The sequence below is a fragment of the Paenibacillus sp. FSL F4-0236 genome, from assembly GCF_038000135.1.
In the GTDB taxonomy this organism is placed as follows: Bacteria; Bacillota; Bacilli; order Paenibacillales; family Paenibacillaceae; genus Paenibacillus_AQ.
In genome coordinates this window covers 1,636,014-1,660,824 of sequence record NZ_JBBOBK010000001.1, presented here as the reverse complement: position 1 = coordinate 1,660,824, position 24,811 = coordinate 1,636,014, and the positions used below count along the sequence as shown (strand labels likewise).

Annotated in this window: 19 protein-coding genes; 5 read left to right on the top strand and 14 right to left on the bottom strand. The window is 41.6% G+C overall.

Translation table 11 applies throughout. The features are described 5' to 3' along the window. Positions 1 to 29 precede the first annotated feature (29 nt). The 5 genes from NSQ29_RS07485 to NSQ29_RS07465 all read right to left on the bottom strand — a co-directional run bounded on the left by NSQ29_RS07485 (position 30) and on the right by NSQ29_RS07465 (position 5,526). Positions 30 to 1,190 carry an amidohydrolase gene (locus NSQ29_RS07485; protein ID WP_341124721.1) on the bottom strand — a complete coding sequence of 387 codons (1,161 nt, stop codon included), beginning with the start codon at positions 1,188 to 1,190 and terminating at the stop codon, positions 30 to 32. Positions 1,191 to 1,210: 20 nt separating this feature from the next. Next, a complete protein-coding gene (locus NSQ29_RS07480; RefSeq protein WP_341124720.1) occupies positions 1,211 to 1,882 on the bottom strand; it encodes a GntR family transcriptional regulator in 672 nt (223 codons plus the stop codon). A gap of 242 nt (positions 1,883 to 2,124) precedes the next feature. Further along, positions 2,125 to 3,477, bottom strand: a complete 1,353-nt coding sequence (locus tag NSQ29_RS07475; protein WP_042189546.1) for a sodium-dependent transporter — start codon at positions 3,475 to 3,477, stop codon at positions 2,125 to 2,127. Positions 3,478 to 3,687: 210 nt separating this feature from the next. Then, complete coding sequence (locus NSQ29_RS07470; protein ID WP_042129067.1) at positions 3,688 to 4,560, bottom strand: carbohydrate ABC transporter permease; 873 nt, start codon at positions 4,558 to 4,560, stop codon at positions 3,688 to 3,690. 15 nt (positions 4,561 to 4,575) lie between these two features. Then, entirely contained in the window at positions 4,576 to 5,526 is a 951-nt protein-coding gene (locus NSQ29_RS07465; protein ID WP_042132288.1) for an ABC transporter permease, read from the bottom strand. A 155-nt stretch (positions 5,527 to 5,681) separates the two neighbouring features. Here NSQ29_RS07465 and NSQ29_RS07460 point away from each other — a divergent pair, with 155 nt between their 5' ends. The 4 genes from NSQ29_RS07460 to NSQ29_RS07445 all read left to right on the top strand — a co-directional run bounded on the left by NSQ29_RS07460 (position 5,682) and on the right by NSQ29_RS07445 (position 11,552). Then, entirely contained in the window at positions 5,682 to 7,493 is a 1,812-nt protein-coding gene (locus NSQ29_RS07460) for a sensor histidine kinase (RefSeq protein ID WP_042189548.1), read from the top strand. Positions 7,494 to 7,497: 4 nt separating this feature from the next. Continuing rightward, complete coding sequence (locus NSQ29_RS07455) at positions 7,498 to 9,108, top strand: response regulator transcription factor (RefSeq protein ID WP_341124719.1); 1,611 nt, start codon at positions 7,498 to 7,500, stop codon at positions 9,106 to 9,108. Positions 9,109 to 9,213: 105 nt separating this feature from the next. Continuing rightward, on the top strand, positions 9,214 to 10,893 hold the full coding sequence (locus NSQ29_RS07450) for an ABC transporter substrate-binding protein (protein ID WP_076299279.1): 1,680 nt from the start codon (positions 9,214 to 9,216) through the stop codon (positions 10,891 to 10,893). A 122-nt stretch (positions 10,894 to 11,015) separates the two neighbouring features. After that, the gene (locus NSQ29_RS07445) at positions 11,016 to 11,552 is read left to right on the top strand and encodes a CDP-alcohol phosphatidyltransferase family protein (protein ID WP_231573298.1); all 537 of its coding nucleotides are present in this window, start codon (positions 11,016 to 11,018) and stop codon (positions 11,550 to 11,552) included. Positions 11,553 to 11,556: 4 nt separating this feature from the next. Here NSQ29_RS07445 and NSQ29_RS07440 read toward each other — a convergent pair whose 3' ends face one another. The 7 genes from NSQ29_RS07440 to NSQ29_RS07410 all read right to left on the bottom strand — a co-directional run bounded on the left by NSQ29_RS07440 (position 11,557) and on the right by NSQ29_RS07410 (position 21,306). After that, the gene (locus NSQ29_RS07440; RefSeq protein ID WP_341124718.1) at positions 11,557 to 12,153 is read right to left on the bottom strand and encodes a DUF1349 domain-containing protein; all 597 of its coding nucleotides are present in this window, start codon (positions 12,151 to 12,153) and stop codon (positions 11,557 to 11,559) included. Between the two features lie 174 nt (positions 12,154 to 12,327). Then, positions 12,328 to 15,450: an ATP-binding protein gene (locus NSQ29_RS07435; protein WP_341124717.1), complete on the bottom strand. Its 3,123-nt coding sequence runs from the start codon at positions 15,448 to 15,450 to the stop codon at positions 12,328 to 12,330. A 168-nt stretch (positions 15,451 to 15,618) separates the two neighbouring features. Continuing rightward, on the bottom strand, positions 15,619 to 16,227 hold the full coding sequence (locus NSQ29_RS07430) for an ankyrin repeat domain-containing protein (protein ID WP_339242215.1): 609 nt from the start codon (positions 16,225 to 16,227) through the stop codon (positions 15,619 to 15,621). A 141-nt stretch (positions 16,228 to 16,368) separates the two neighbouring features. Further along, positions 16,369 to 17,880: an S-layer homology domain-containing protein gene (locus tag NSQ29_RS07425; RefSeq protein WP_339242217.1), complete on the bottom strand. Its 1,512-nt coding sequence runs from the start codon at positions 17,878 to 17,880 to the stop codon at positions 16,369 to 16,371. 146 nt (positions 17,881 to 18,026) lie between these two features. Further along, positions 18,027 to 18,719 (bottom strand): response regulator transcription factor, encoded by a 693-nt coding sequence (locus NSQ29_RS07420; RefSeq protein WP_341124716.1) that lies wholly within the window; start codon positions 18,717 to 18,719, stop codon positions 18,027 to 18,029. Beyond that, positions 18,697 to 20,196 (bottom strand): sensor histidine kinase, encoded by a 1,500-nt coding sequence (locus NSQ29_RS07415; RefSeq protein ID WP_341124715.1) that lies wholly within the window; start codon positions 20,194 to 20,196, stop codon positions 18,697 to 18,699. Before NSQ29_RS07415 ends, NSQ29_RS07420 begins: the two co-directional genes overlap by 23 nt. A gap of 267 nt (positions 20,197 to 20,463) precedes the next feature. After that, a complete protein-coding gene (locus tag NSQ29_RS07410) occupies positions 20,464 to 21,306 on the bottom strand; it encodes a sugar phosphate isomerase/epimerase family protein (protein ID WP_341124714.1) in 843 nt (280 codons plus the stop codon). Between the two features lie 244 nt (positions 21,307 to 21,550). Here NSQ29_RS07410 and NSQ29_RS07405 point away from each other — a divergent pair, with 244 nt between their 5' ends. Continuing rightward, entirely contained in the window at positions 21,551 to 22,450 is a 900-nt protein-coding gene (locus NSQ29_RS07405) for a LysR family transcriptional regulator (protein WP_341060216.1), read from the top strand. 8 nt (positions 22,451 to 22,458) lie between these two features. On the opposite strand, the gene NSQ29_RS07400 is transcribed toward NSQ29_RS07405, so the two are convergent. Together NSQ29_RS07400 and NSQ29_RS07395 are read right to left on the bottom strand one after the other, a co-directional pair. Further along, positions 22,459 to 23,448, bottom strand: a complete 990-nt coding sequence (locus NSQ29_RS07400; RefSeq protein ID WP_341124713.1) for an aldo/keto reductase family protein — start codon at positions 23,446 to 23,448, stop codon at positions 22,459 to 22,461. 213 nt (positions 23,449 to 23,661) lie between these two features. Continuing rightward, complete coding sequence (locus tag NSQ29_RS07395; RefSeq protein WP_341124712.1) at positions 23,662 to 24,750, bottom strand: DUF1648 domain-containing protein; 1,089 nt, start codon at positions 24,748 to 24,750, stop codon at positions 23,662 to 23,664. Positions 24,751 to 24,811: the final 61 nt, after the last annotated feature.

Here is a 24,811-nt window from a genome sequence, read left to right as displayed (position 1 = left end):
ATCTTTAGGATTTAGGTCTAGGAGATTAATTAAGCTTTGACTTGTAGCTTCACCAGCGCTTGTTCTGCCAATAAAGCGAAGTACTTCGCAGCGGGTAAAATCGCAGCTTCATCCACATCGAACTGAGGGTGATGTAAAGCATAGGCTGGGCCTGATCCTATATTTACAAAAGCACCCGGTATCTGTTGTAAATAAAAAGAGAAATCTTCTCCTCCCATTTGCGGAGGGATATCATGTACTATATATCCGGCATCTGAAGCGACCTCTTTGGTAAAGTCAGCCCATTCGCCATGATTAATCGTTGCTGGTGGTCCTGGATACCAATGTAGCTTAGCCTCTGCTCCAGCAGCTGCAGCAATCCCTTCAATAATTCGAGTCATTTGGACTGGAATTTGGTGACGGATCTCTTCATTGTAAGTTCGCACCGTACCTTCTAATTCCACTTTTTCCGGCAGGACATTCCATGTGAAGCCCCCATTAATTCTGGTGATACTTAACACCACCGGTTCTGTAGTACTGTTTTGGCGGCTTACGATGGTTTGTAGCGAGGTAATGATCTGAGCCGCAGTGACAATGGAATCCACACCTTTTTCAGGATAAGCAGCATGAGCGCCGACACCTTTTATCGTAATTTCAAACCGATCAACACCTGCTGTTAAAGCTCCTGTTCTTGTTCCAAAAGCTCCTGTAGGCAGGTCTGGTGAATTATGTAAACCGAATATAGCGTCAACACCCTTGAGTCCTCCTGATGCTAAGACACTCTCCGCTCCATGCCCTGTTTCTTCTGCTGGTTGGAACAATACTCTAACCTTGCCAGGCAATTCACTTTCACGTGCCTTTAACAATAAGGCAGCTCCTAGAATCGTAGCCGTGTGAAAATCGTGCCCACAAGCATGCATTTTCCCAGGAATCTCAGAAGCAAAAGGTAATCCGGTCTGTTCCTCTATCGGAAGTGCATCAATATCACAGCGAATAGCTACAACAGGTCCATTACCTTGTCCGATCTCTGCGATAAGTCCGGTTTGTAAAGGAAGGTCTAGAATATGAATATTGGCATGGGTCAGCCATTCCCGTAATTTTTCTGTGGTCTTAAATTCTTCATAAGCTAATTCAGGCTCTCTATGTAGGTTTCTACGAACATCAATTAATTGATTCGCTAATGCTTGATCAACCTCATTAAGTATATTCATAGTAAAGTGCTCCCCTTTCTTTATGCTTCCAACTTTTCTTCAATACCTTTAATCCGGTCAAGTGCAGTAGTTAGACTGCTTAAAATATGATCTCGCATTGCTTTTTCAGCGCCATCTTCATTGTGGTCAGCGATCATTTGCAAGATAAGATCATGTTCTTCATCCGCCTGTGTATTCCAATCTCCATGCATGGAGACGAATCGACAATAGCGAAGGGAATGATCTCTTAATTGATTCAGAACTTTCTCGAATGTTTTTAGTTCACTGATTTCTGATAAATAATCATGAAACTCAAATCCATAGGTTACAAAATTCTGATTGTCGCCAAGTTGAAAGGAGTGTTTCATTTTTGTAATCATCGTCGTTAAATTAACAATATCGTTCTCTGTAGCATGCTTAGCTGCATTTCTTGCGATATAGCCTTCAAGCATGCTGCGAATTTGGAATATTTCTTCAACCTCTTTGAGTGTCACAGAAGCCACCCGCAGTCTTCCATTTGGCTGTCGAATGAGAAAATCCTCGTTCTCCAATCTCTGTATTGCCTCTCTTAGTGGAGTACGACTAACCCCTAGTAACGCTGCCAAATTTTCTTCATGTACAGGTTGATTCGGCTCTAATTCACTATCAATAATTTTTTGTTTTAATGCATCATAGGTATTATCCTTTGACAACCTCCGTGATCGTATCGCCATATTTATGTAGCTCCTCATCGATAATCTGTCGGGCAAGAGCCTCAACAATATATTTGTATAATTGTATACAATTATTAGTTTTGAATTGATTCGTTTAATCTTTTTTATACTATATTCCAATTAATCCACCTAGTCAAGTAGGATTTAGAGGAATAATGTATTTATCTTCAATATCAAAAAAAGCTCTACAACCACAAGGGTCGTAGAGCTTTTTTTGATGATTTTTTAGAAATTGAATTAAATTAAAATTTAATAATCCCTGAAGTATGAAGCAACACCAAGAACACCAGAATCGGCGCAACATACCGGAGCATAAACAACCAAACGCGGAACCAACCTGCCTTAAGCCCAGCCGCTTCTGCTGCCCCTTTCCAGAAATAACCGGCAAAGATGGTAACCAACAGACCGCCTAGTGGCAACATAATGTTAGAAGTTACAAAATCCACCCAATCGAACAACGCTTTGCCGCCAAACGATAGCTCAGGGACCATTCCCAGTGACATCGCCGAAGGAATACTGAGGAGGAAACATACTAATGACAAAATCCAAACTGAACGTTTCCGGCTCCAATTCCAGCGCTCCATCGCGAAAGATACAGGCACCTCAAGCAGAGATACGGCAGAAGTTAAAGCGGCAATCGCCAGCAAGATAAAGAACAAACCACCAAAGAATGCACCAAATGGCATTGCTGAGAAAGCTGCTGGCAAAGCAATGAAAATTAGCGAAGGACCTTGATCAGGAGCAATCCCAAATGAGAATGTCGTCGGAAAAATAATCAATCCTGCGATAAACGCATATAACAAATCTCCTGCTCCGACTGCGAGTGCAGCAGTTCCTAGCGATTGTTTTTTATCCACATATGAGCCGTAAGTCAGGAGAATTCCCATCCCAAGCGACAATGAAAAGAAAGCATGTCCCAAAGCGACTAGCGCAGATTCCGCCGTCAGCACCGAAAAGTCTGGTTTTAGGAAAAAGGCTACTCCTTCGTTTGCACCTGGTAAGGTAACCGCACGAATCATCAATACAATTAGGAGAACAACCAGACCAGGAATCAATACCTTATTAAATTTCTCGATCCCGCCTGATACTCCAAGAATAACAACACCCGCCGTTATAAGGATTGCTATCCCCTGCCAAACAATTGGCATAGGTCCAGATATAAAGGAGCTGAATTCACCTGCATAATTACTGGAACTGAACAATTGTCCATTGAAGGCAATCATTGCGTAGTTCAACGTCCATCCTGCAACAATGATATAAAAGGAAAGAATTAAAAATGGTGCAAGGACTTGCAGAAATCCGACTGCCATCCAGTTCTTCCCGCCTCCGGCACGTACAAATGCAGTAGCCGCGCTTCCACGTCCGCTACGACCAATGGCCAACTCTGCCAACAATACGGGTAAACCGATCAATACTAAACATACAATGAAGAGAAGGAAGAAAGCCGCACCCCCATTTTCCCCAGTGATATACGGAAATTTCCACATGTTCCCCAGACCTACTGAGCTCCCGATCGCTGCGAAAATAAAGCCGGCGGAAGAGAAACGCTCCTTCTTCTCTGAGAGAAGATTTTTTTCACCTTTAAATTGATTCATTCTTATGCCCCGTTTTCTTTTTTTCTTTTTTAGACCTCATTATAGCCTATGTTAGCATGATCGTCATATGAAAATTTTCTGAATATTTTTATTGTTTTCAATAATTATCCAGTTTAGCCATGAAATCCATCTAAATAAAAAAAGAGCTACATGTTCTAGTCTTGGACTAGAACTGTAGCTCCTTCTTCAAACTCTTTTTCTAAAAAGAGATTATTCTTTTACAGCACCTACCACAATCCCAGTTACAAAGAAACGTTGCAGGAAAGGATAAACCAATAGAATTGGCAAAGCACTTATAAAAATCTGCGAGGCCCGGATGGTTCGTTGTGATAAATTAGCAACGGCTGCCGGATCAAGCTTAGACATATCTGCCTGAACGATAATCGTCTGCATAAACGTCGCTAGCGGAAGCTTGTCTGCATCTCTGATATAAATAATACCGTCAAAATAAGCGTTCCAGTGTCCTACCATAAGGAATAGAGAGACGGTTGCAATAACAGGTAAGGAGACCGGTAAATATATTTTCACAAAGGTCTGAAAGTGTCCTGCCCCATCAATAAAAGCTGCTTCCTCAAGATCTTTAGGTACGGTACGGAAGAAATTCAGAAGCAAAATGATGTTAAATACAGCAACTAATCCAGGAAGAATAAGTGCCATCAATGAATTCATAAGACCAAGCTTCAGAATTAGAATGTAACCCGGTATCAGACCACCGCTGAACAGCATGGTGACAACAAAATACCAAAGATAAACGTTTCTTGCACGAAAGACTCTTGTTTCCTTAGACAGCGCATAAGCTGCAACCGTATTTACTACCAGCGCTAGTCCTGTTCCGAGTACTGTCCGTTCCACAGACACCCACAAGGAGTTAAGGAAATTGACATTATTAAACGTCTTTGCATAGGCTTCAAAGGTAAAGCCAATCGGCCAGAATGTGACTAATCCAGCATTAGCAGGTGCGGATGCACTAAGAGATACCATGAGTAAGTGGTACAAAGGTAGCAGGCAGAGCACGGAAAGGATAGTCAAGCACACATTATTGATAATACTGAATATTCGATATGGAATTGTTTTATGGTACATCAGTTGTCATCCTTTCTAGAAAATTCTGTACCCTGCAAATCTATAAGCAAGTCGGTAAGAGACTACAATTAAGACTAAGCTAATTAACGATTTGAATAGATTAACTGCGGTTGCGAAACTGAACTGTCCGCTTAGTAGACCTTCTCTATACACGAAAGTATCAATGATATCTCCCTGCTGATAGATCAATGGACTGTACAAGTTAAAGATCTGGTCAAAGTTTGCGTTGAGCACATTACCCAGTGCCAAGGTGGCGATTACGATAGCGATTGGGATTAACGCAGGAATTGTGATATACATCGTTTGTTTCCAACGCCCCGCCCCATCCACTTCAGCAGCTTCATAAAGTGATGGATTGATACCCGAAAGTGCCGCTAAAAAGATAATCGTATTGAAACCAAACTCTTTCCAAACATCACTAGCAATGATAGTGAACCTGAACCAGTTGCCGTCTCCTAGGAAGAAAATCGGCTTGATGCCGAATACAGATGTGAGGAATTGATTGACAATACCTGTCTGAGCAAGGATATCAATGAGAATCCCTGAAAGTGTAACCCAAGACAGAAAGTGCGGAAGATAAACGAGTGTTTGAATAGTTCTTTTAAGGCCCATTCTTCTTACCTCATTAAGCAATAAGGCGAAGATAAACGGAATAATCAAGTTCAAAACAATTTTAGAGCAAGCAAAAAATAACGTATTCCACGTAATGGACAGGAAATAATCATTCTCCCACATGTACCTGAAATGCTTAAGTCCGACCCACTCGGAATCAAAAAAACCTAGTGCAGGTTTATAGTCTTGAAATGCCATAAGAATTCCGGACATCGGAATATAAGAAAAAATAAAAACCATGATTGCCGCTGGCAACACCATAAAATGGAGAATCCATGGTTGATTAAAGCCTTTTTTTCTTTTTTTACTCGGCTGACTTTCTAGGCTCGCCTGTGGTATCGAGTTAACCTCCATATTAGCCTCCATAGCTCTCTCCTGTTCCCAAAAAAAATATTTTGTGTGTGATGGGGATCTCTGCTATAAATAGTATCAGGCGTTTCTCAGGTTTGACTATATAACATTGTTAGGCTTGATAGGGTTTTATTAGGACAACATCTGGAGGGGCATTTATGAATTTATGGAAGCGCTTTACAATACTTAGAGGAAACTTACAATCTCGATTTAGTCTGTTTGCCAAAATAAACAGCTTGATCATACTCCTATTCATTCCCATCATTATCATGTATACCTTTTCAAATAACGTCACCTTCGAGGTTGTTGGCAAAGAGTTGCAGACGTCCAATACGAAACAACTCACTTTTTTATCCAATCAGATCGATTCTCGAATTAATCAGATGATGGACTTCACCCTTATTCTCTCAAGAGATCCCAACGTCAGGGCATTCAATGGACTAAATGTATGGGAAGATCGATATGATCAGATGCAGACCAGATATATTCTCCAGGAAAAGATGGTGCTTCAAGCTGGGGTTACAGATATTTGGCCGACCAGATACGCCGTTCATTCACAGCAGAATAAAGATGTCATCGCCAATTACGACAGACCCATCGGGTATGATGAGGATTATTTAAAAGCAAATATGAGCGGACGATGGACGTATGGTGATCATGGTGTGGAATCTCAAGGCGATTTAAAATCCTTTTACTGGTTCTTAACGGATTCCTTAGCTCAGCCGGGGACATTAACAGGAAGTAGCCTAGTCATTGAAGCCAGCTTCAGTTATACGAACATTCAGAACATGCTCGATTCGTACAAAGCAGGTGGGCAAGGCGATCCGTTCTTCTATCACAAAGGGGAGAAACCGATCCTCAACCGTAGCGCGGACAAGCAGCTATCCGACGAACTAGTTAATTACCTGGATAATCACTCTCCGGAGAATACAACTCAGGATGTAGTGAAACTAAATGGGAAGAACTATTTGGTCAGTTCTGTGAAATCAGCCTCTTTGGATTGGCATTTAGTAGATGTTGTCCCCCTTTATCAAATTCTCAAACCGATTTCTCTTAGTCGAGATTTATTCTATATCACAATGATTCTGCTGTTTGTTGTGGGAGTATCCTCTTCCATTCTGCTATATAGAAACGTTCAATATCCGATTAAAAAACTAGTCAGTGGTTTACAGCGCGTACAGCAAGGAGATTACTCCGTACGGCTTCATAGCAATGAGCAAAATGAGTTTTCGTTTCTGTTCCGTCGTTTTAACGATATGTCCCATCAAATTCAAGACCTGATAGAAAATGTATTTAATGAAAAGATCCGTGCTCGAGAAGCTACCCTGAAGCAGCTTCAAGCACAAATTAATCCGCATTTTCTCTATAACTGTCTTGGTTATATTATCAATATGGCCCAGATGAAAGATGAGGACGCAGTCGTCTCAATGGCTTATAATCTAAGTGCTTACTATCGTTATACCACCCGGATGGAACGGGAGACGGCTTCTTTGGAGGAAGAAATCAAGCTCTTGGTCAACTATTTAGATATACAGAAACTGCGTAATGGCAGAATTGATTATCATATTGATATTCCTGAGGATATGCTTAGCCAATCTGTACCTCGCCTAATGCTTCAACCTATGGTGGAGAATTCTGTGATTCATGGAGTAGCGAAGTCCTATTCATCAGGTGAGATCAAGATTAGTGGTGAGAAGTCAAACGGTTTCTGTAGAATTTATATCGATGACGATGGTCCTGGCTTGAATCCCGATCAGCTAGAAGCATTAAACCGTAAAATGCAGGAGCCTTTGCAGGAGGAAATGGGTTGTGGTCTTTGGAATACAAATCAGCGGATCATTCACCTGTTCGGCAATCATTCAAGTCTTACCTTCAAGCCATCCCCTCTCGGTGGATTCCGAACAGAAATTATCTGGGAAATCCCAACTGAGGATGATAGTTATAAATTAAAGGAACATCAAGGAGACTAACAACATGCAGATGATCATAGTAGACGACGAAGCACACTGGGTAGATAATCTTTCCATGACTAAACCCTGGCATACGCTAGGAATTGAACATGTGCATAAAGCTTATTCCGCACGTGAAGCGCTACAAATTATCGATACGCATCCCATTGATATAGTAATCTCAGATATTCAAATGCCAGAAATGACGGGAATCGAATTGATAGAGCGGATAAGAAAACATAACAAAAAAATTAAATGTATTATTTTATCCGGCCATTCAGAATTCGATTATGCCAAAAAAGCACTTCAGAACAAGACCGTGGATTACTTGCTTAAACCGCCGACTGATGACGAATTGCTCGGAGCAGTCAAAAATGCGATCAATCAATTGAATGCTGAATGGGAGCTTATAAGTTCTCTTAAACGAACCCAGTTTACCCTCCGTGAGAACCTCCCTGTTTTACGGGGGCGATTGCTACTGGATGCCTTACAAGGTCATCGTTTTCAAGCCGGTGAATGGGAACGGAAGCTCGTGAGTTACGATCTGCCCTTTCAATCCGGAGAATCCGCATTGATGCTGGTACGAATGGAAGAAGAATTCAGAGAATTTGATAATACCGATCAAACCTTGATTGAATATGCGATTATTAATATGGCTGAAGAGATTATGGGAGAATTTATGGAAGTCTGGGGCGTTAAAGAGGAACATGGATATCTTGTGTTTCTGCTCCAGCTTAAAGAACAAGAAACTGATCTTGGGAAAGAATCCATATTAGAGAAGCTTTCTTTACAACTTCAATATAAGGTCAAGCAATTTCTGAAAGGCTCACTATCCATTGTAATCACGGAGTGGTTCAAGTTTCCTGAGCAGCTGTCGAATCGTTTTCATCAGGCCTCCTCCTCTTTCCGCCAAATTGTCGGAGATGAGCGAGAATTCATTATGCGGGTCAGTGACTTAGAGCTTCCCTCAGCACAAGGGCCTTTAGACGCTCTTTATACCCCACCCTCTTTGATTCATCTACTGGAGAGTGGACATTGGGATGCGGCCGAAGAGAAATTGCTTGCCGTCTGTGCCGAGCTGGATGAGAAATGGTCTGAATCCTGGGAGCATTGCATGGAGGCTGGCTTTTTAATTACTGCTTCTTTCACGAATCTTGCACATCGCAATGGTCATACGCTAGCAAACTTAATGGGGACCGATATAGAAGCGTTGCAAAGTGGGGATGCTTTTACCAGCATTAGTAAACTAAGAAAATGGTCGCTAAGTGTTCTAGCCAATCTAAAAGAAGGCACATCCAACGAAATCAAAGACATACGTTCCGAGTATGTAAAGAAAATTCAAGATTATACGGATAAGAACTTGCATGATGATGTATCATTACGTGTTCTGGCTGACCATGTAAATCTCCATCCGACCCATTTATCAAAAATTTATAAGATTGAAACAGGTGAAGGCATTAGCGATTATATCTCGCGCTTGCGGATGGATCGTGCCTGTCATAAGCTGAAGACCACCAATAAAAAAGTCTATGAAATCAGCATGGAGATTGGATATATGGACCCTGCTTATTTTATCAAAGTATTCAAACGGCAGTTTGGGGTAACGCCGCAGGAATATAGAGATACTAACAAATAACATGATAGAGTCCTATCGAAACTAAAAATCTCATATAGATGACATCCCCGACAAGTTGTTAAAGTTACACTTGTAAAGATCATACACAGTAGGGGGAATTGAAGAATGATCAAGTTCAAGAAAATGTGGTCGCTTCTCACGGTCACAGCACTTATCACTCTCACAGCATGTGGCAGTAGCGGCACATCTAATGAGAATGCCAAAAATGGTAACGCTACCAATAATACCCAATCCGAAGCAGATGCTGCTTTCGCAAAAGGCAAATACGATCCACCGATCGAGTTCAGTGCCGTATTGATGCCTAAGAAGTATGTTCAAGGTGATACCAAAGAAAACAACGTTCACGATCGCTGGATGCTTGAAACATTGGGTATGAAGCATAAAGATACTTGGTATCCTGCAAATGACGATCAATACAGACAAAAGCTTCAACTTGCCATTGCTTCCGGCGAAAAGCTTCCTGATTTCGTTTTTGCACCAACTAACGCAGTATTGACCAATCAGCTTATTGATTCCGGTCAGTTCATCGCTATCGATGAGTTGTTTGATAAGTATGCAAACAAAATTCTGAAAGATCACGTTGCAGCACATCCAGAACTTTGGTACCCATTCACTAAAGACGGTAAGAAATATAATCTGCCGATCCTTGAATATACCGACAATGATGATACGCTCTTGTGGTTACGTGAAGATTGGATGGAAAAGCTGAAGCTGGAAGCGCCTAAGACCATCGCCGATCTTGAGAACATCATGGATAAATTTAAGAACGAAAACCCTGATGGCTTAGCGCCTAAAGATGTGTACCCGCTTGCAATTTCTTTGAAAAACAACACAAATACCTGGATGGGCCAACTAGACTGGTTATTCGGGGCATACGGTACAATTGAGGAACAATGGAACAAAGATAAAGATGGCAATCTTGAATATGGTTCCATTAACCCAGGTGCTAAGCAAGCACTCGCAAAGCTTAGCGAATGGATGGATAAAGGATATATTCACACGGACTCCGCCCTTTGGGATGAAGGTAAATCCGCTGAGAGCTTCACGAAAGGTGCAGCTGGTATTCTGCCAGGCGCCAACTGGGTTCCAGACTGGCCAGCTCCCGATCTTATGAAGAATGTACCTGGAGCGAAGATTAAAGGTTATCCGGTTCCAGCAGGACCAGATGGTTTGATTGGAACCAAATGGCAGAATTCCGGTGTAAATGCTAGTATCATGATTAACAAGGATGCTAAGCATCCAGAAGCTATTTTCTTGTACTATAACTACTTGCTTGATAACTTAGCTAACCCTGCTGCAGGCAGTCAATATGAATATGGCTTTGCTAAAGGTTACGACTGGGATATGATTGATGGAGAACCAACAAGTGATAAAGACAAGATTAAAGACTTCTCCAATGAATTCCCATTCTTAACAGGTCCGGCCCGTATTCCTGATCTGTTTATGAAGACTTTGGTTAAACTTGCTGACGGCGAGACACCTGTAACACCTTATGAAAAACAAATGGCAGAGTTCCGTAAACCAGAAAACTGGGCGGCAGGAAAAGTGGTTATGTCACAACTAGACGTTCGTAAACAAAACTACTTTACTGGTGCTGCTACACCAACGATGGTTTCCAAATGGAACCTGCTTCGTCAGTCCGAAATGGAAACTTTCAACAAAATTATTTATGGCAAACTGCCAGTAGACTCCTTTGACCAATTCGTTGCCAATTGGAAATCCAATGGCGGTGACCAAATCACTAAAGAAGTTAACGAATGGTTCAAGTCTGTATCCGCGCAATAAGCTTTAACAAACATAGAAACAAGCCGGAGCGTGATTCAATCGCTCCGGCTTGTTTTTTATAGAATTTGCACTCCTCTGGTAAAATAGAAATAAGATAAGGTCGTTTACAAAGGTGGGATTGAATGATGAAGGGAATACCCAATGGAATTACGTTTGGCAGAATCATTTTGGCAATGTTGTTGTTATTCCTCAAGCCGCTAAGTTTGGCCTTCCTTGTAATTTATATCCTTTGCGGGGTCACCGATCTGATCGATGGACCTATTGCTAGAATGACGAACACAACAAGTAGCCTTGGAGCAAAACTGGATTCCGCAGCCGACATGATACTGTTAGCGGTCTCCTTATTTACACTATATCCGCTTCTGGGACTTACGCTCGAAATCATGATATGGATCTTCATGATCGCGGTCATCCGTATAACATCGATAGGAGTTGCCCTCCGAAGATTCAAAACTTACGCAAGCATTCACACCTATGGCAATAAACTGACCGGACTCCTCTTATTTATAACTCCTCTATGGCTTCTCCACATCGATCACACCATTTGGAATGTCTTTGTATGTATCATTGCTACCATATCCGCCGTGGAGGAATTCATCATCCAATTCACTTCAAAACAATTACAGTTAGACCGAAAAGGATTGTTTATTAAAAATTGATCCATTAGAAGCGGCTTTCACCCTTCGATTCAGACAAACTCAAATACTCGAATTTCATCGAGCAGCCTTCACCCTGCGGGGATTGCGCGACAACACCTGCTACGCATTCAGCACCTTTATTCATTCCAAAATATCGGATCAGTGCCCAGTTCGCTCCGTCCTCTGAATAGGAGAAAGTAACACAATGATTTTGCTTGGTGATACGCAAATATGGATTATCCACAGCAACTTGTACGGAGTTACAATCATCTGACATCCCTTCCCTTGTCACCACAGACACGATTATGGGATACTGTCCGTCAAACTCAAAGCAAATTTTGGCCCAGTTATAATGGTCCATCATAAACATGAGACATCCTGAATCATATTTATGGCGCATTTCGACACGAAGTCTGGTTGTCAATTCAAAAGAATCTCTAACAGGTATAGATAAGAATGGCGCTGAGCTTACCATATGTTTACCTGCCGGGTCTTGGAAAAAGTCTGATTTGGGAGGTGCTATTAATGTCAGTTCATCTAAATCTGTAAATTCCCAAGTTTCGGGACGATTCATCCAGCTCAGTTGTTCTCTTGTCTCGTTTACAAATAAGTTATTAGTCATTCTAATTCTCCTATCGTGAATGATTTTTTGATTACAAATTTTCCTTTCTCTGTAATAATGGCAGGTAGTTTTTATTTTTACAATCAATGACGCAACAATAGTGAAATATTCACATAATTTTCTAAAGAAAACACCAAAAAGGGATAACTCCAAGGAGTTACCCCATGATCATAATCAATCCTTATCAGGAATGATAAATGACACCGTAGTTCCCAAGCCAGGAATACTTTGAATGCGCAAGCCCTGTCCATATAATTGCGTCAATCTTCTATCCGTATTAAGCAGCCCAATACCTTGATTCTTATAGCCATTCGGATTTAACAGCACGCTGACTTGTGCTTCGTCCATTCCAATCCCTGTATCTACAATGTTAAAATGAACAGCATCCGCACGTGTCTCAATGTGAATACGCAGTGTTCCACCTTTAGCGCGACTTAAAACGCCATGTCGAACAGCATTCTCAACTAGTGGTTGAATCGTAAGCGGAGGCATCAACATTTCAAGATTTGCATCTACTTCCCATTCCACATGGAGTCTCTCTTCAAAACGTTGCTGCTGGATATATATATAATTCTCCACCAGTTTAAGCTCCTGTGACAGCGTAACGAGCTTGCCTGCATTTAAGAAGTCAAAACTTATGCGCAAATAAGTTGTGAATGCATCTGATAACTCTCTCATTTTGGCAGTGTCAAAGTCACTTAAGGACATGATCGAATTCAGTGTATTGAAGAGAAAGTGTGGATGGATCTGCGCTTGTAAATAAGCACCCTCCATCCTCAACCGATCATTGACCGCTCGCTTCATAGATGAAAGGGACAAGGCTCGATACTTCAATTCCATCGCATCTACCGGTTTGGTGACATAATCATTTGCTCCAGCCAAGAAGCCCGCATAGACATCCTCCCGCTCACTACGAGCAGTCAGTAGTATAATAGGTAATTCATACATCGTGAACCGCTCACGAATCAATCTTGTCAATTCATAACCAGACATGCCCGGCATCATCACATCAGTGATGATCAGATCAAATCGATCATGGTTTAACTTATCCAGCGCTTCCCGTGCAGAAGTCGCAGTAACCATCTGATAGGTTCCATCTGACAAAATATTTTGTAAAACTTTTAGATTGACCGAATCATCGTCAACTGCCAGAACACGTATAATATCAGAGTCTGAATCAACCTTAGAGAGTGGCTCTACTTCCTTCGTGGAATATGTGGCAGCTACCATAGTAGATGTCTCAGCTGTTATCCATGCGCTGAATGGTGATAATGTTATCGTATCCTTTTCTAGTTGAACATCCGAAATAGATGATTGAACACGCTCGTCTACTACGGGTAATTTGAAGCTGAACTTACTCCCCTGACCCGGCTGCGATTGCAGCAATAATTCACTCCCGTGCAGCTCGACCAGTTCCTTGCAGATGCTAAGTCCCAGTCCAATACCACCTTCCCCGTAAGCCCCTTGTTCATAGCGCATAAAGACACGTTTCTTCAATGCCTCATCCATACCTATTCCTGTATCCGTAACATGTATCCATACATCCCTACCCACTTGTTCAGCGACCAGTTCAACCTTACCCTGTTCGGTATACTTAAGTGCATTATGAACAAGATTTATCAGAATCTGTACCAATCGCTCCTCATCAGCATGTACACGCGGCAAATCCTCATTAATATGCATGCTAAGCTCCACCTTTGTTCCACCGGTAAGGAAGCGTAACATATCCAGCACGCCCTCAGCCAAGGAGCTTACATGCACTGCTTTTATATTCATCACAATCCGTTTATCCTGCAATCTCACCACATCAAGCAAATCATTCAGCATGAGCGACATCCGCCGACTAACCATAATTAGCAGTTCCATATCACGTTGACTCTCTTCATCCAGCACATGTTTTTTCCTCGTTAACACGCTCTGGGCAATATTCATAATTCCATGTAGGGGAGTCCGTAGTTCATGTGACGTATTCGCCAGAAAACGGTCTTTTAATTTATTCGTCTCTGCCAATTGAGCGTTTAATAACACATTCTGATGGGACTGATTAAAGTATCTTCTAAACCAATAGGCAGAAAAAGTGGCTAGTGCAGCAATTAAATCTACCGGATAAAACATAAATTGCGAGGTTCCTACGTAATAAACAGACGCCCATAGTATATTGTTAATCACAGCAAGCACTGAACATAATAAAAATAGTGCACCCTCAGCTCGAATGGATACCATCTTTATAAAATAATAAGCCGTCCAACATACTGGAACGTAATACAGGATCATATAGACCCCTTTTTCGATTGAATATAGCACTGTCTCTTCTGGACCAAAGATTATAAATAGTGTAAAAACGAGGAGTGAGAAGATGTAACTATAAAAGGCCTTGCCTTTCCGCAGATTCCCATAAAGCTCTCTACCCATCAGGAACAGGAACAAGCAGAACCCTATATACGAAAGAACCTTTAGCTTCAACGTCCAGGCAAAATCAACCTGAAGAAACCGGAACAATAGTCCATTATGTTCAACCCCAATGGATACAGCCGCTGCAACCATCATCGAGAAGAAAATAATCAACTCTGTTTTTCGCACATCCATCAAATAGATGATCAATAAATACAGCCCATGTAGTAGAAGCAGTACCCCTACGATTAGCTGCAAGCCGATGGAGTTCCAGTAGACTGTATCTATCTCATGTTGAATGCCAAACTCTACAGACCTAACAATGCCTCCTTTTAACGGAGACTCATAATTTGATGCCTGAACAAACAGATCCATTTGTTTCTGATCTGTCGGTACATAACTGATCAAGAATGACTTCGTGACAGAAACATGGCCTTCTTTCTCATCAGATAACACACCAAACCGTGAGAGAACTGTTCCATTAATCTCCACTTCAGATGCAGTATAGATAGATTGGAACCAAAAGCTAAGTGGCTCAGATAAGGGTTGATCCAGCAGAATTCGCAAATGATAAGTTCCGTATCCATATGCCTTTTTTTGCTCTTCAGGCTTAAATATAGCATTCCAGTTACCCGGTACCTGAAGCATCTGCCCCTTCGTAGCGTTGTCGATATTGGTAGCATTCACCCATTGTTCAGGATAAAATTCCCATTCACCATCCAGCGGAAAGGTGCTTAGTGATTCAATGTCCACCCCACGTAAATCTAACACGCCTTGCTTCACAGCAGGAGGATTGGATAACGAAAAATGATTATACCAGCCCCAACGTACAATAATTAAAATACCGATAAATACTACTATGTATAACATATGACTTAACTTAATTTTATTCTCCGAAGTTCTCATGTACGCCTCATTCTTCGATAAATTTAATAGTGCTATATTCCCATCTTCCGCTATTGAATATTATAGTCTGATTATACTATATTATGAGGTTTCTAGAGGTGGGTAATCCTAGTTTCAAAGGACAAAAAAAAAGAAACTCCGTTTTGAGCGGAGTTCCTTTTATAAAAATTATATCGAATCACTACTCTTGTTCATTAGCATTTCTACCATTTCATGATAACCCCTATTTTGCGCATGCTGTAAGGGACTAACTCCGTTAGAATCTGCTATATGAATATCAGCACCATGATGTATTAACAATTGCACTATAGCCTGATGTTCTTTGCCCCCATCGCCTAGTATGATAGCTTCTAGTAATGCAGTCCAACCCAGATTATTGACATGATCAATATTGACGTCAGAACTTGTAAGAAGTTCTTTCACAATATCCACATGACCACGGTCTGCAGCAGGGATGAGTGCGGTCCCCCCAAACCTATTCACAATTGAGGTATCAGCACCTGCAGCAATAGATACCTTCACAAAATCAAGCATTCCTTCAGCGCCTGCATAAAGAAGTGGATTATCCGAGCGATTGTCGCGGATATTGATGTTGGCACCTTTTTCAAGCAATAATTTGAATATATCCAGTTGATTCGTGTGTACAGCGATTAAAGCGGGCGTTCTACCCTCATTATCTGTAACATCAATATCTGCACCGTCTGTTAGTAGTTTTGTTATAAGCTCCTTATCTCCTTGACGAGTCGCTGCTAACAGTGCTTGATTCAGCTTATCCATTTCATTATTCACCTCCTGAGTTGATTGCTGCCCTTGGTTGTTTAACACCTTGAAATCATCGGTCTGACATCCTGATATAAAGAGGAAGAATGTTAAGACGAGAAAGCGCATGACATTCAACACCTTTCATGTAGACTCCCCTTATTTCGAAGTGAATGTGGCTTGAGAAGTTGCCCATGCGCCTAGTGGTGTTACAGTATACACTGTCCCAGCAGCCAATTTACCGCTATTCGTAATATCGAATACACCAACAGCACCTTTACGACTGGAGAATTTATAGGTCGCAACCCATTTGTCTCCGTTTGGAGCGGTTAGTTGTACACTACGGCCCGAAAACAATTCATCGCCAGGGTCTTGAGCCAAGGATACATTGATGGATGTATCGGTGACAGCTTCAGCGCCAGAGATTTGCAGTGGAGATATTTCTTTTGCTTCGAATGAAGGATTTGCAATATTGGCCCAGTCAGATGTTACGGTATATTTCACACCCGGTTTCAAGACTTGTCCTTCAGGAAGCCGGAATTTCGGCTCAATCTTACCATCTGTTGATTGTGTAAATGGAACATACTTGGCAACGATGGATTCTCCACCTTCTGGGGTAATCGTTACTTGTCTACCTTGCATGGAAGGAATGATTTGATACGTGATGCCATTTGCTCTGTTGTTCTCATCCAAAACAAATGCGTTAGCACCACGTCCACCACTGTATGCAGAGATGACATATCCATAGTCAATGACGCCATTTGTTTTCAGTGCTTCAATCTCAAAGGTGTCGTTGGTTACCTGAGTGGTTGCTGTCATATCCACCTTGGCTGCGTTTCCTACAAATGATCCTGCATTCTTACCTTTGTACGTTAAGTTATAGGTTGTTCCAGCTTTTTGCACCGATGTAGGAACAATGTACGTTGCAACAGAACCCGATTTCAGCCGCGGCATATTCGTTAAGGTTAGACCGTCATTGAATACAAAATCTTCTTTTGCTTTAGCAAACACCTCATTCTCAGCTGTCAAAGGAGCATCTAAGGTTACGATTAATGTAATTTCATTGATCGATTTCACACTTGTAATTTGAGCTTTATCGGATGGCATTGCTTTACGTGCTGTATTCAGTAAGGCCGCTGTTTCGCCACGTGTTACAGGTCCAGAAGTGAATTGCAATTTATTAGCCCAGTAGTTAACCGATAAGACATCACGCTTCAACGCCTTCGATACAACTTGCACGATTTCTTCATCCGTTACCGTTTTATTAGGGCTAAATTTACCATCTTCCGTTTCCATTATCCCTAAACCAACAAGTACTGACGCATATTTGTAATACCATACGTTCGAATTCACATCGGTGAATGGGGCAGTGTTCTCTTCAGTGCTTTGTAATTTAAAAGTCAATACTACCATTTTCGCTAATTCTGCACGATTGATTGGATTGTTCACACCCATCGAATGATCTGCATAACCCTGTAACACACCTAATCCCGCAAGTACTTCAACGGCTTCTTGAATTTCTTTATCTGATAACTTAGATGCAGCTGCGGATATTCCTATGTTGCCTGATGTAGGTGCTGCTTGTACATTTAACACGGCAAAGGGTAAAGAGGTTGCGCCTAGTGTTGCTGCGACCATTAATGCTGCTGCTTTTTTAGCTACGATTTTCACTATATTTCCCCCTAAGATCATTAAGTTATTTGTTGTTCATGTCTATAACTAAATGATAATTGAAAGAAATAAACTCCCCAGAAACGATTTATTAATAAAGTATTAACTAGAGCTTAAAAATATCGAAAATCGTCAAGAAAATGCCATTACACCGTAAATCGGTATCCCGCACCCCACACTGTTTCAATATACTGTGGGTTCGAGGGGTCCGATTCCAGCTTCTCCCGTATTTTGCGAATATGAACCGTAACCGTTGCGATATCTCCGCTGGAGTCCATCCCCCAGACCCGTTCGAATAAATCATCTTTGCTGAATACCCGATTCGGATGACTCGCTAAAAAGACCAGTACATCGAACTCCCGAGCGGTAAACAAAACCTCATGATTACGTACAAACACTCTGCGGGCATTTTTATCGATATGAACTCCACGGATTTGGATCTCATGCTTCTCCATTGGCTCTAGCTTGCTGAGCATGCGTTCATATCTAGTTAGGTGCGCTTTCGCTCTTGCCACTAATTCACTTGGACTAAAGGGCTTCGTAATATAATCATCCGCTCCGAGATTAAACGCCCGAAGCTTATCGATTTCCTCTTTCTTCGCAGATACGATAAAGATCGGCACTTCCTTAGCCTCCCTAATACGGCGGCATAATTCAAAGCCATCGATGCCAGGTAACTGCAAATCTACGATAATAAGATTGTAATCCCCTTCAAGAGCCTGCCCAAGCCCCTCAGAACCTGTATGACATATATCAACGGAAAAACCGTTCAACTCAAAATAATCTTTTTCCAATTGCGCTATCGTTGCCTCATCTTCAATAATTAGAATCCGTGTCATGCGAATGAAATCCTCCTTCGTCAGTCGTTCGCTTTAAAGTAAAGAACAAGCTTGATCCCACACCTGGTTCACTTTCCATCCATATCGACCCACCATGCCCTTCAATAATCTGACGAGCTATCGCAAGACCAAGTCCGCTACCGCCTGTCGATAGATTCCGAGAAGGCTCTGCACGATAAAACCGTTCAAAGATATGTGGAAGTGCTTCAGCATCAATACCCATTCCATTATCCTTCACTTCAACAGTCACCCATTCACTATTCACTTGCAGAGAAAAACGGATTAAAGGGTCCGGCTTGTCCATATACTTCAGCGCATTTCCAATTACATTCAGTAATACCCGTTTTAATTTATCCAAATCTGCAACAACCTCAATACGCTCGGAGTTATGGTCGTCTAGCTGAAATGAAACTCCTTTATTTTCGTTATGGTAGCGCATCTCTTCGATACAATCCTCAAGGAATGCAATAATATCCACAGCTTCGAACGAAAATGGGACCTGATTCAAATCCAGCTTGGAATATAGGAACAATTCATCAACCAATTTATCCATTCCAATGGTTTTGTTATAAATAATGTCGACGTACATGTCCATCTTCTCAGGTGTATTGGCGACACCATCTCGTATGCCTTCAATAAACCCTTTAATATTCGTAATCGGAGTACGTAAATCATGTGAAATATTTGAGATTAATTCTTTCCGATTCTCCTCATATTGCAGACGAAGGCTCACTGACTCTTGTAACCTCTGTCTCATCGTCTCAAACGCTTTATTTAACTCCCCAATCTCATCTTTGGATTGCAGGTTAAGTTCAAATTGAAGGTCACCCTCTTGAATTCGTTCTGCGGAATCCCTTAACTTGTTCAGTGGCTTAATAACACTTCGTGTAATCCAGCGATATAATAGCACATTCGCAACCACAAGAACGCCAATTAATATCAATGAAAAGATCGGTAACAGCCTCCGTGTGAGTTCCGCAAAAGGGCTATGCTCTTTGATGACGAAAACACTGCCTTTCGCCCCATCCGAATATTTAAAGTCAAATTTGGCATAGCCATAAAATCTTTCTTTAATATTAAACGTGTTACGAATCTGATAGTTATTGAGATCGTAAGGAGGTAAAGCATCCTTTAATTCAGGTTGATTGAAGGTGCGCGATTCAAAAACAGGGTCATTCACTCGCCTTACAAATAGTCCCGCTTTCTCAGTCTTTAGCTTAAAATCATATTCCAGTAACAAATCCTTGTTCTGCAATTCATCCGGGTCATGCTTGGCTAAATACTTTAATTCTAAAAAAATAGATTCCTCTTGCTCCGACAACGGATTTAATTGATAGTGCACTTTATAAAAATCCCGAAGACTGTGAACATCTCCTGTAGATGCAATTGTAAATAAAGCTGCCGTCATTACGATGATAAGTAAACTAACGACTAGCATTCCCGTATAAGATAACAGTAATTTTATCCGAATCGACACGACTGTTCCCCTCTCACTAGCATTGGATCCGCTAAATAATCATCTCCGTATTTTAGTGAAATACTATCACATGGGGAGAGCGTTTGCTAACAGAAAAAAACTTCTACCAACACTTCGGCAGAAGTTTTTATAGAACTTAATTTACGCGAGATCATCAAATGCTATATAGATTGATCTGATGATTTTCCTATTTCGGGTTGGTCGCGACTCCAGAGAATGTTTGGACTTCGACCACTTTTCCCTTTTTTGAATATTTTCAAGTTCATTCTATATGGGTACGTTTTCCAGTGATGAGAATACTTTATCGAAGCCTGCTTTAGAACGAGAAAATAATTCAGATGAACTTTGCGCGGAAGCTGGCGCCAGAACTTCTTGGGCGATCACACCGGCATACCTGATCTTTTTCAGGCTTCCCAAGAATCCTGTGAGATCAATAGAACCTTCTCCTGGATACAATCGATCGAAATCTAACAATTCCTCTATCGGTAGAGGTTTAGCATCATTAATATGGACATATGCAATTTGATGCGGTTGTAATTTCAGCAGATCCTCACTCGTTAATCCATTCGTATGCCAATGGTAAGAATCCAATAACAATCCGATGTTCCTTACTTGAATCGTCTCCATCCAGCTCAACGTATCTTGCATCGTCCAGATCAGTGGATTTGCCCATTGTGTACGTAAGTGATGAGGGCCTACGAACTCTAATGCTAATGTAATTCCATAAGCGCCTAATATTTCCGCGCACAGTCTTAAACGTCTTGTGGCTGCAATCATAAAAGCTGCGACCGGAAGATCTGTCGAAGGTAAAATATATGTACAACATGTCGTACAATTTAATGCAGCAGCGGCCTCAGCCATTTGGGTAAGCGATTTCAACCCTTCTCTAAAGCTTTCCTCTGTTGTGCGCCAATCTACCACTAAACCAAATGATCCTAACATGATGCCATGGCTTTCCAGCAATTGAACAGCCCCATCCTTACCATACTGCTGCACTAACTCCAATGGATTTGCGTCTATCGACTGAAAGCCGAATTGGCTCGCAAGTCTGATATATTCTTCATTAGAACTGAGTTCACCCAAGCCTGCTGTTGTTAATCCTCTTATCATCGTCGTTCTCCCCCTTATGACCAATCTAAACAGTTCGTCATATCTAGTCTAGCGCATCGTGCACTCGAATAAAACCATCTCTAGTCCCCTTTAACAAATTCTACGATCCAATTGCAATAATGTTTTTTGTCAAAAATTAAGATGGGGTGAGAGGCTTATGGGGGGACGACGAGCCCTTCCTTTCATTTTCGTTCAAAGATCCTTATACTTGCTTGGAGAAGCATTTCAAGGGAGATTGAACAGTATGGACATAAAAAAATTGCAATACTTTATCGCAGTAGCAGAGGAACTGCATTTTAACCGTGCAGCAGAGAAGCTGAATATGACGCAGCCTCCCTTAAGCCAGCAAATTCAAGCTCTGGAGAATGAGATTGGTGTGAAACTATTAGAACGGAACAAAAGACAAGTTCGTCTAACGCCAGCGGGGGCGGTATTTCTAGAGGAGGCTAAATCCATTCTATCTCAACTGGAACGCTCTATTAAAACAACACAATTAGTCGATCAAGGAATTATCGGACATTTGAACATTGGATTTATAGATTCTGCAGCTGGTGGAGTATTGGTCGATATGTTAAAAATGTTTCGGGAACGTTATCCACAAGTACAACTCACATTACATGAGATGACGTCTGCTCAGCAGTGGCAGGCTTTACATGAAGGAACGATTCACATTGGATTTGTACGTTATACAGAGTCAGGCAAGCATATCGACCATCGTCCCTTAGTCAATGAATCGCTTGTTGCCGTTTTGCCAGAGAAGCATCACCTAGCTCATTTACCGGTGTTATCCATTCGCTCTTTATCTTTAGAGCCGTTTATATCGTTCCCACGTCATTTAGGAGCTCCTTTTCATGACCTCATTATGAGCTTCTGCGCCCAACACGACATGTATCCGAATGTTGTACAGGAAGCCATTCAGATGTACACCATTGTAAACTTGGTAGCTGCTAATCTTGGAGTTTCCATTGTGCCCTCTTCAGTTGCTATTTTTCAGCGCGAAGGTGTCGTATTTCGTCCCTTTGAAGAAAGCACACCATCGATTCCCCTTTATGCCGCTTGGAGAACCGATTCCGATCGTGCCTCCTTATCCGCGTTACTAGAGATCATAGGACAAATGAGTTCAGAAGTTATTAATGGTGAATGATATAATATTCAGCCCGTTTTTCTAGGATCACGTTCAACGAGTCCTTCTAGCACCCTATCGATTTGCATCATAACTTCCCTATCCAGACGAACTCCCGCAGCTTTGGCATTTTCTATAACCTGCTCAGGTTTTGATGCCCCAATAATTGCAGATGAGACTTGTGGATTTTGCAACACCCATGCTATAGCCAACTGCGGAAGCGTCAACCCAACTTCACTGGCGATGGAAGAGAGATTCGAGACCGCCTCAAGCACCTCAGTCCGAAGCCACTGACCCGCCAATTTGTTCATAAATGGTGAGCCCGCAGCTGTTGAAGCACGAGAACCCTCTGGCAATGGATGCCCTGGCATATATTTACCTGAAAGAATCCCTTGAGCAAGCGGTGACCAGACCACCTGTCCAATCCCTTCCCGCTCACAAGCTTGAACTACCTCCGTCTCCATCACGCGCCATAACATCGAATATTGAGGTTGACTAGCCACCAATGGCACCTTTAATTCTCTCGCCAAAACAGCACCTTCTGCTATCTGATCCGCCGTCCACTCACTTATCCCGACATAGAGAACTTTACCTTGACGTACCAGATCCGAAAAAGCCAAGAAGGACTCTTCAAGGGATACTGTTGCGTCAAAGCGATGCGCATAATAGATATCAATATAATCGGTCTGTAATCTGTTCAGTGAAGCATGGCACGCCTCCATAATATGCTTGCGGGACAGACCTCTTGCGTTACGTCCCGTCCCTGTGGGATGGCACACCTTGGTACACAATTCGATATCAGCTCTGTGCACTCCTTTTAATGCTTGGCCTAGCACCATCTCAGCTTTCGTATCGGAATATACATCTGCAGTATCAAATGTTGTGATCCCTACATCCAATGCAGCGCGAACACAAGCATGGGCAGTATCATTGTCCACTTGAGCACCATGTGTAATCCAATTACCATAAGCAATCTCACTTAGATGTAAGCCACTAGTTCCTAATTTGCGATAGTTCATTTTATACCCTCCTTTAGATAACAATCTGATTGTAACAAAGAGATATTAATACGAGAAATACTCTTTAATATGCGGTTTAATTCAAAAAAGATATTACTGAGATACTTAAAGATAATAAAAAAACGCCCTTTAGGCGTTTTTTTCGGTAAATATTCTGTTTCGAAACTCTAACTTCGCCTATACTCCAGTGAGTATATTAACCTCCAAGCCTTGTTACCGTACCACAACTAACAGTACAATAATTCCGAGCCAAAACAGCCAACTTAATGGGTGACCGAAATTTAATCCCCAGCCGACTCCGAGCCTTTTCTTGACGATTAGGTTTGGATCTTTGGGATTGAAATAAATCATACCAAATCGCCATTTATCATCATCATGGACAGGTCTGACATTGGAGCTATCGGCAGATCGCTCCAAGCGGCTTTCGCCCTGACCAGCCCAGAACGTTAAGGCCAAGGCGTATAGGATAATAAGGGCTATTATGATTAGGATAATAGGGATAGCGAAATTCATGTTAAGCAGAGATATCATGTTTAGTTGCACGACAGAAAACAGGATAACCATTAAGAAGCTTGCTGTAAGCATAAAATATGACCAAGTACGGCGGTAAGTTGCGTCTTGTCTGATGGAACGGTTAGGATCATTGGGTTGAACCTGCTGCTTTACTCTGCGAATACTCCAATTCTCAAATATGAACAAAAGTGTTATGAACACTTGCATTATCGTAGGCATAAACACAGAACTAAAAGATTTAGCTGCATAGCGGTCTACGTTCCAACTGCTGTTGTAATGGATCGGAATCTGATCAGGAATCAGATCGTAGTTGTATAGCACAGTTACAATACTAACAACAGTAATTAAAACATGAATGAGGAACCAATTATTAGACAAGCCAATGTTTCTTTTCCGAAATCCAGTGTCCACTGCCATGATCGATGGTTCCAGAGCAATAGGCAGCTTAGGTAGTAAACTTTTCATTTTGAAATGATAGCTAATGTTTATGACTAGGGAGATTACGACCATGGCGAGTGAATAAGTGACAATGATCCAACTTTGTTGCTTGGAATGTTCATCACCGTATATTAGACAGATGATACAAACAATGAATAGGATGGTATGCAAGGTAGCACTAATCCTAGCATATGACTTCCGCATCTGGCGCAGAGGCTCACTATGGAATTGTACAGGGCTGACGGTGACCCCAAAACTAATCGTCTCTTTTGTTAAATAAGGCATGCTTACCATGAGTACAATGGCAGGTACAAATACAAAGATCATTACAATAACAGGCATTATCGTCATATCATTCGCCTCCTCTTATACATAAGTGTGTATTTGAAAACTCTATAACCCTTATAGCATA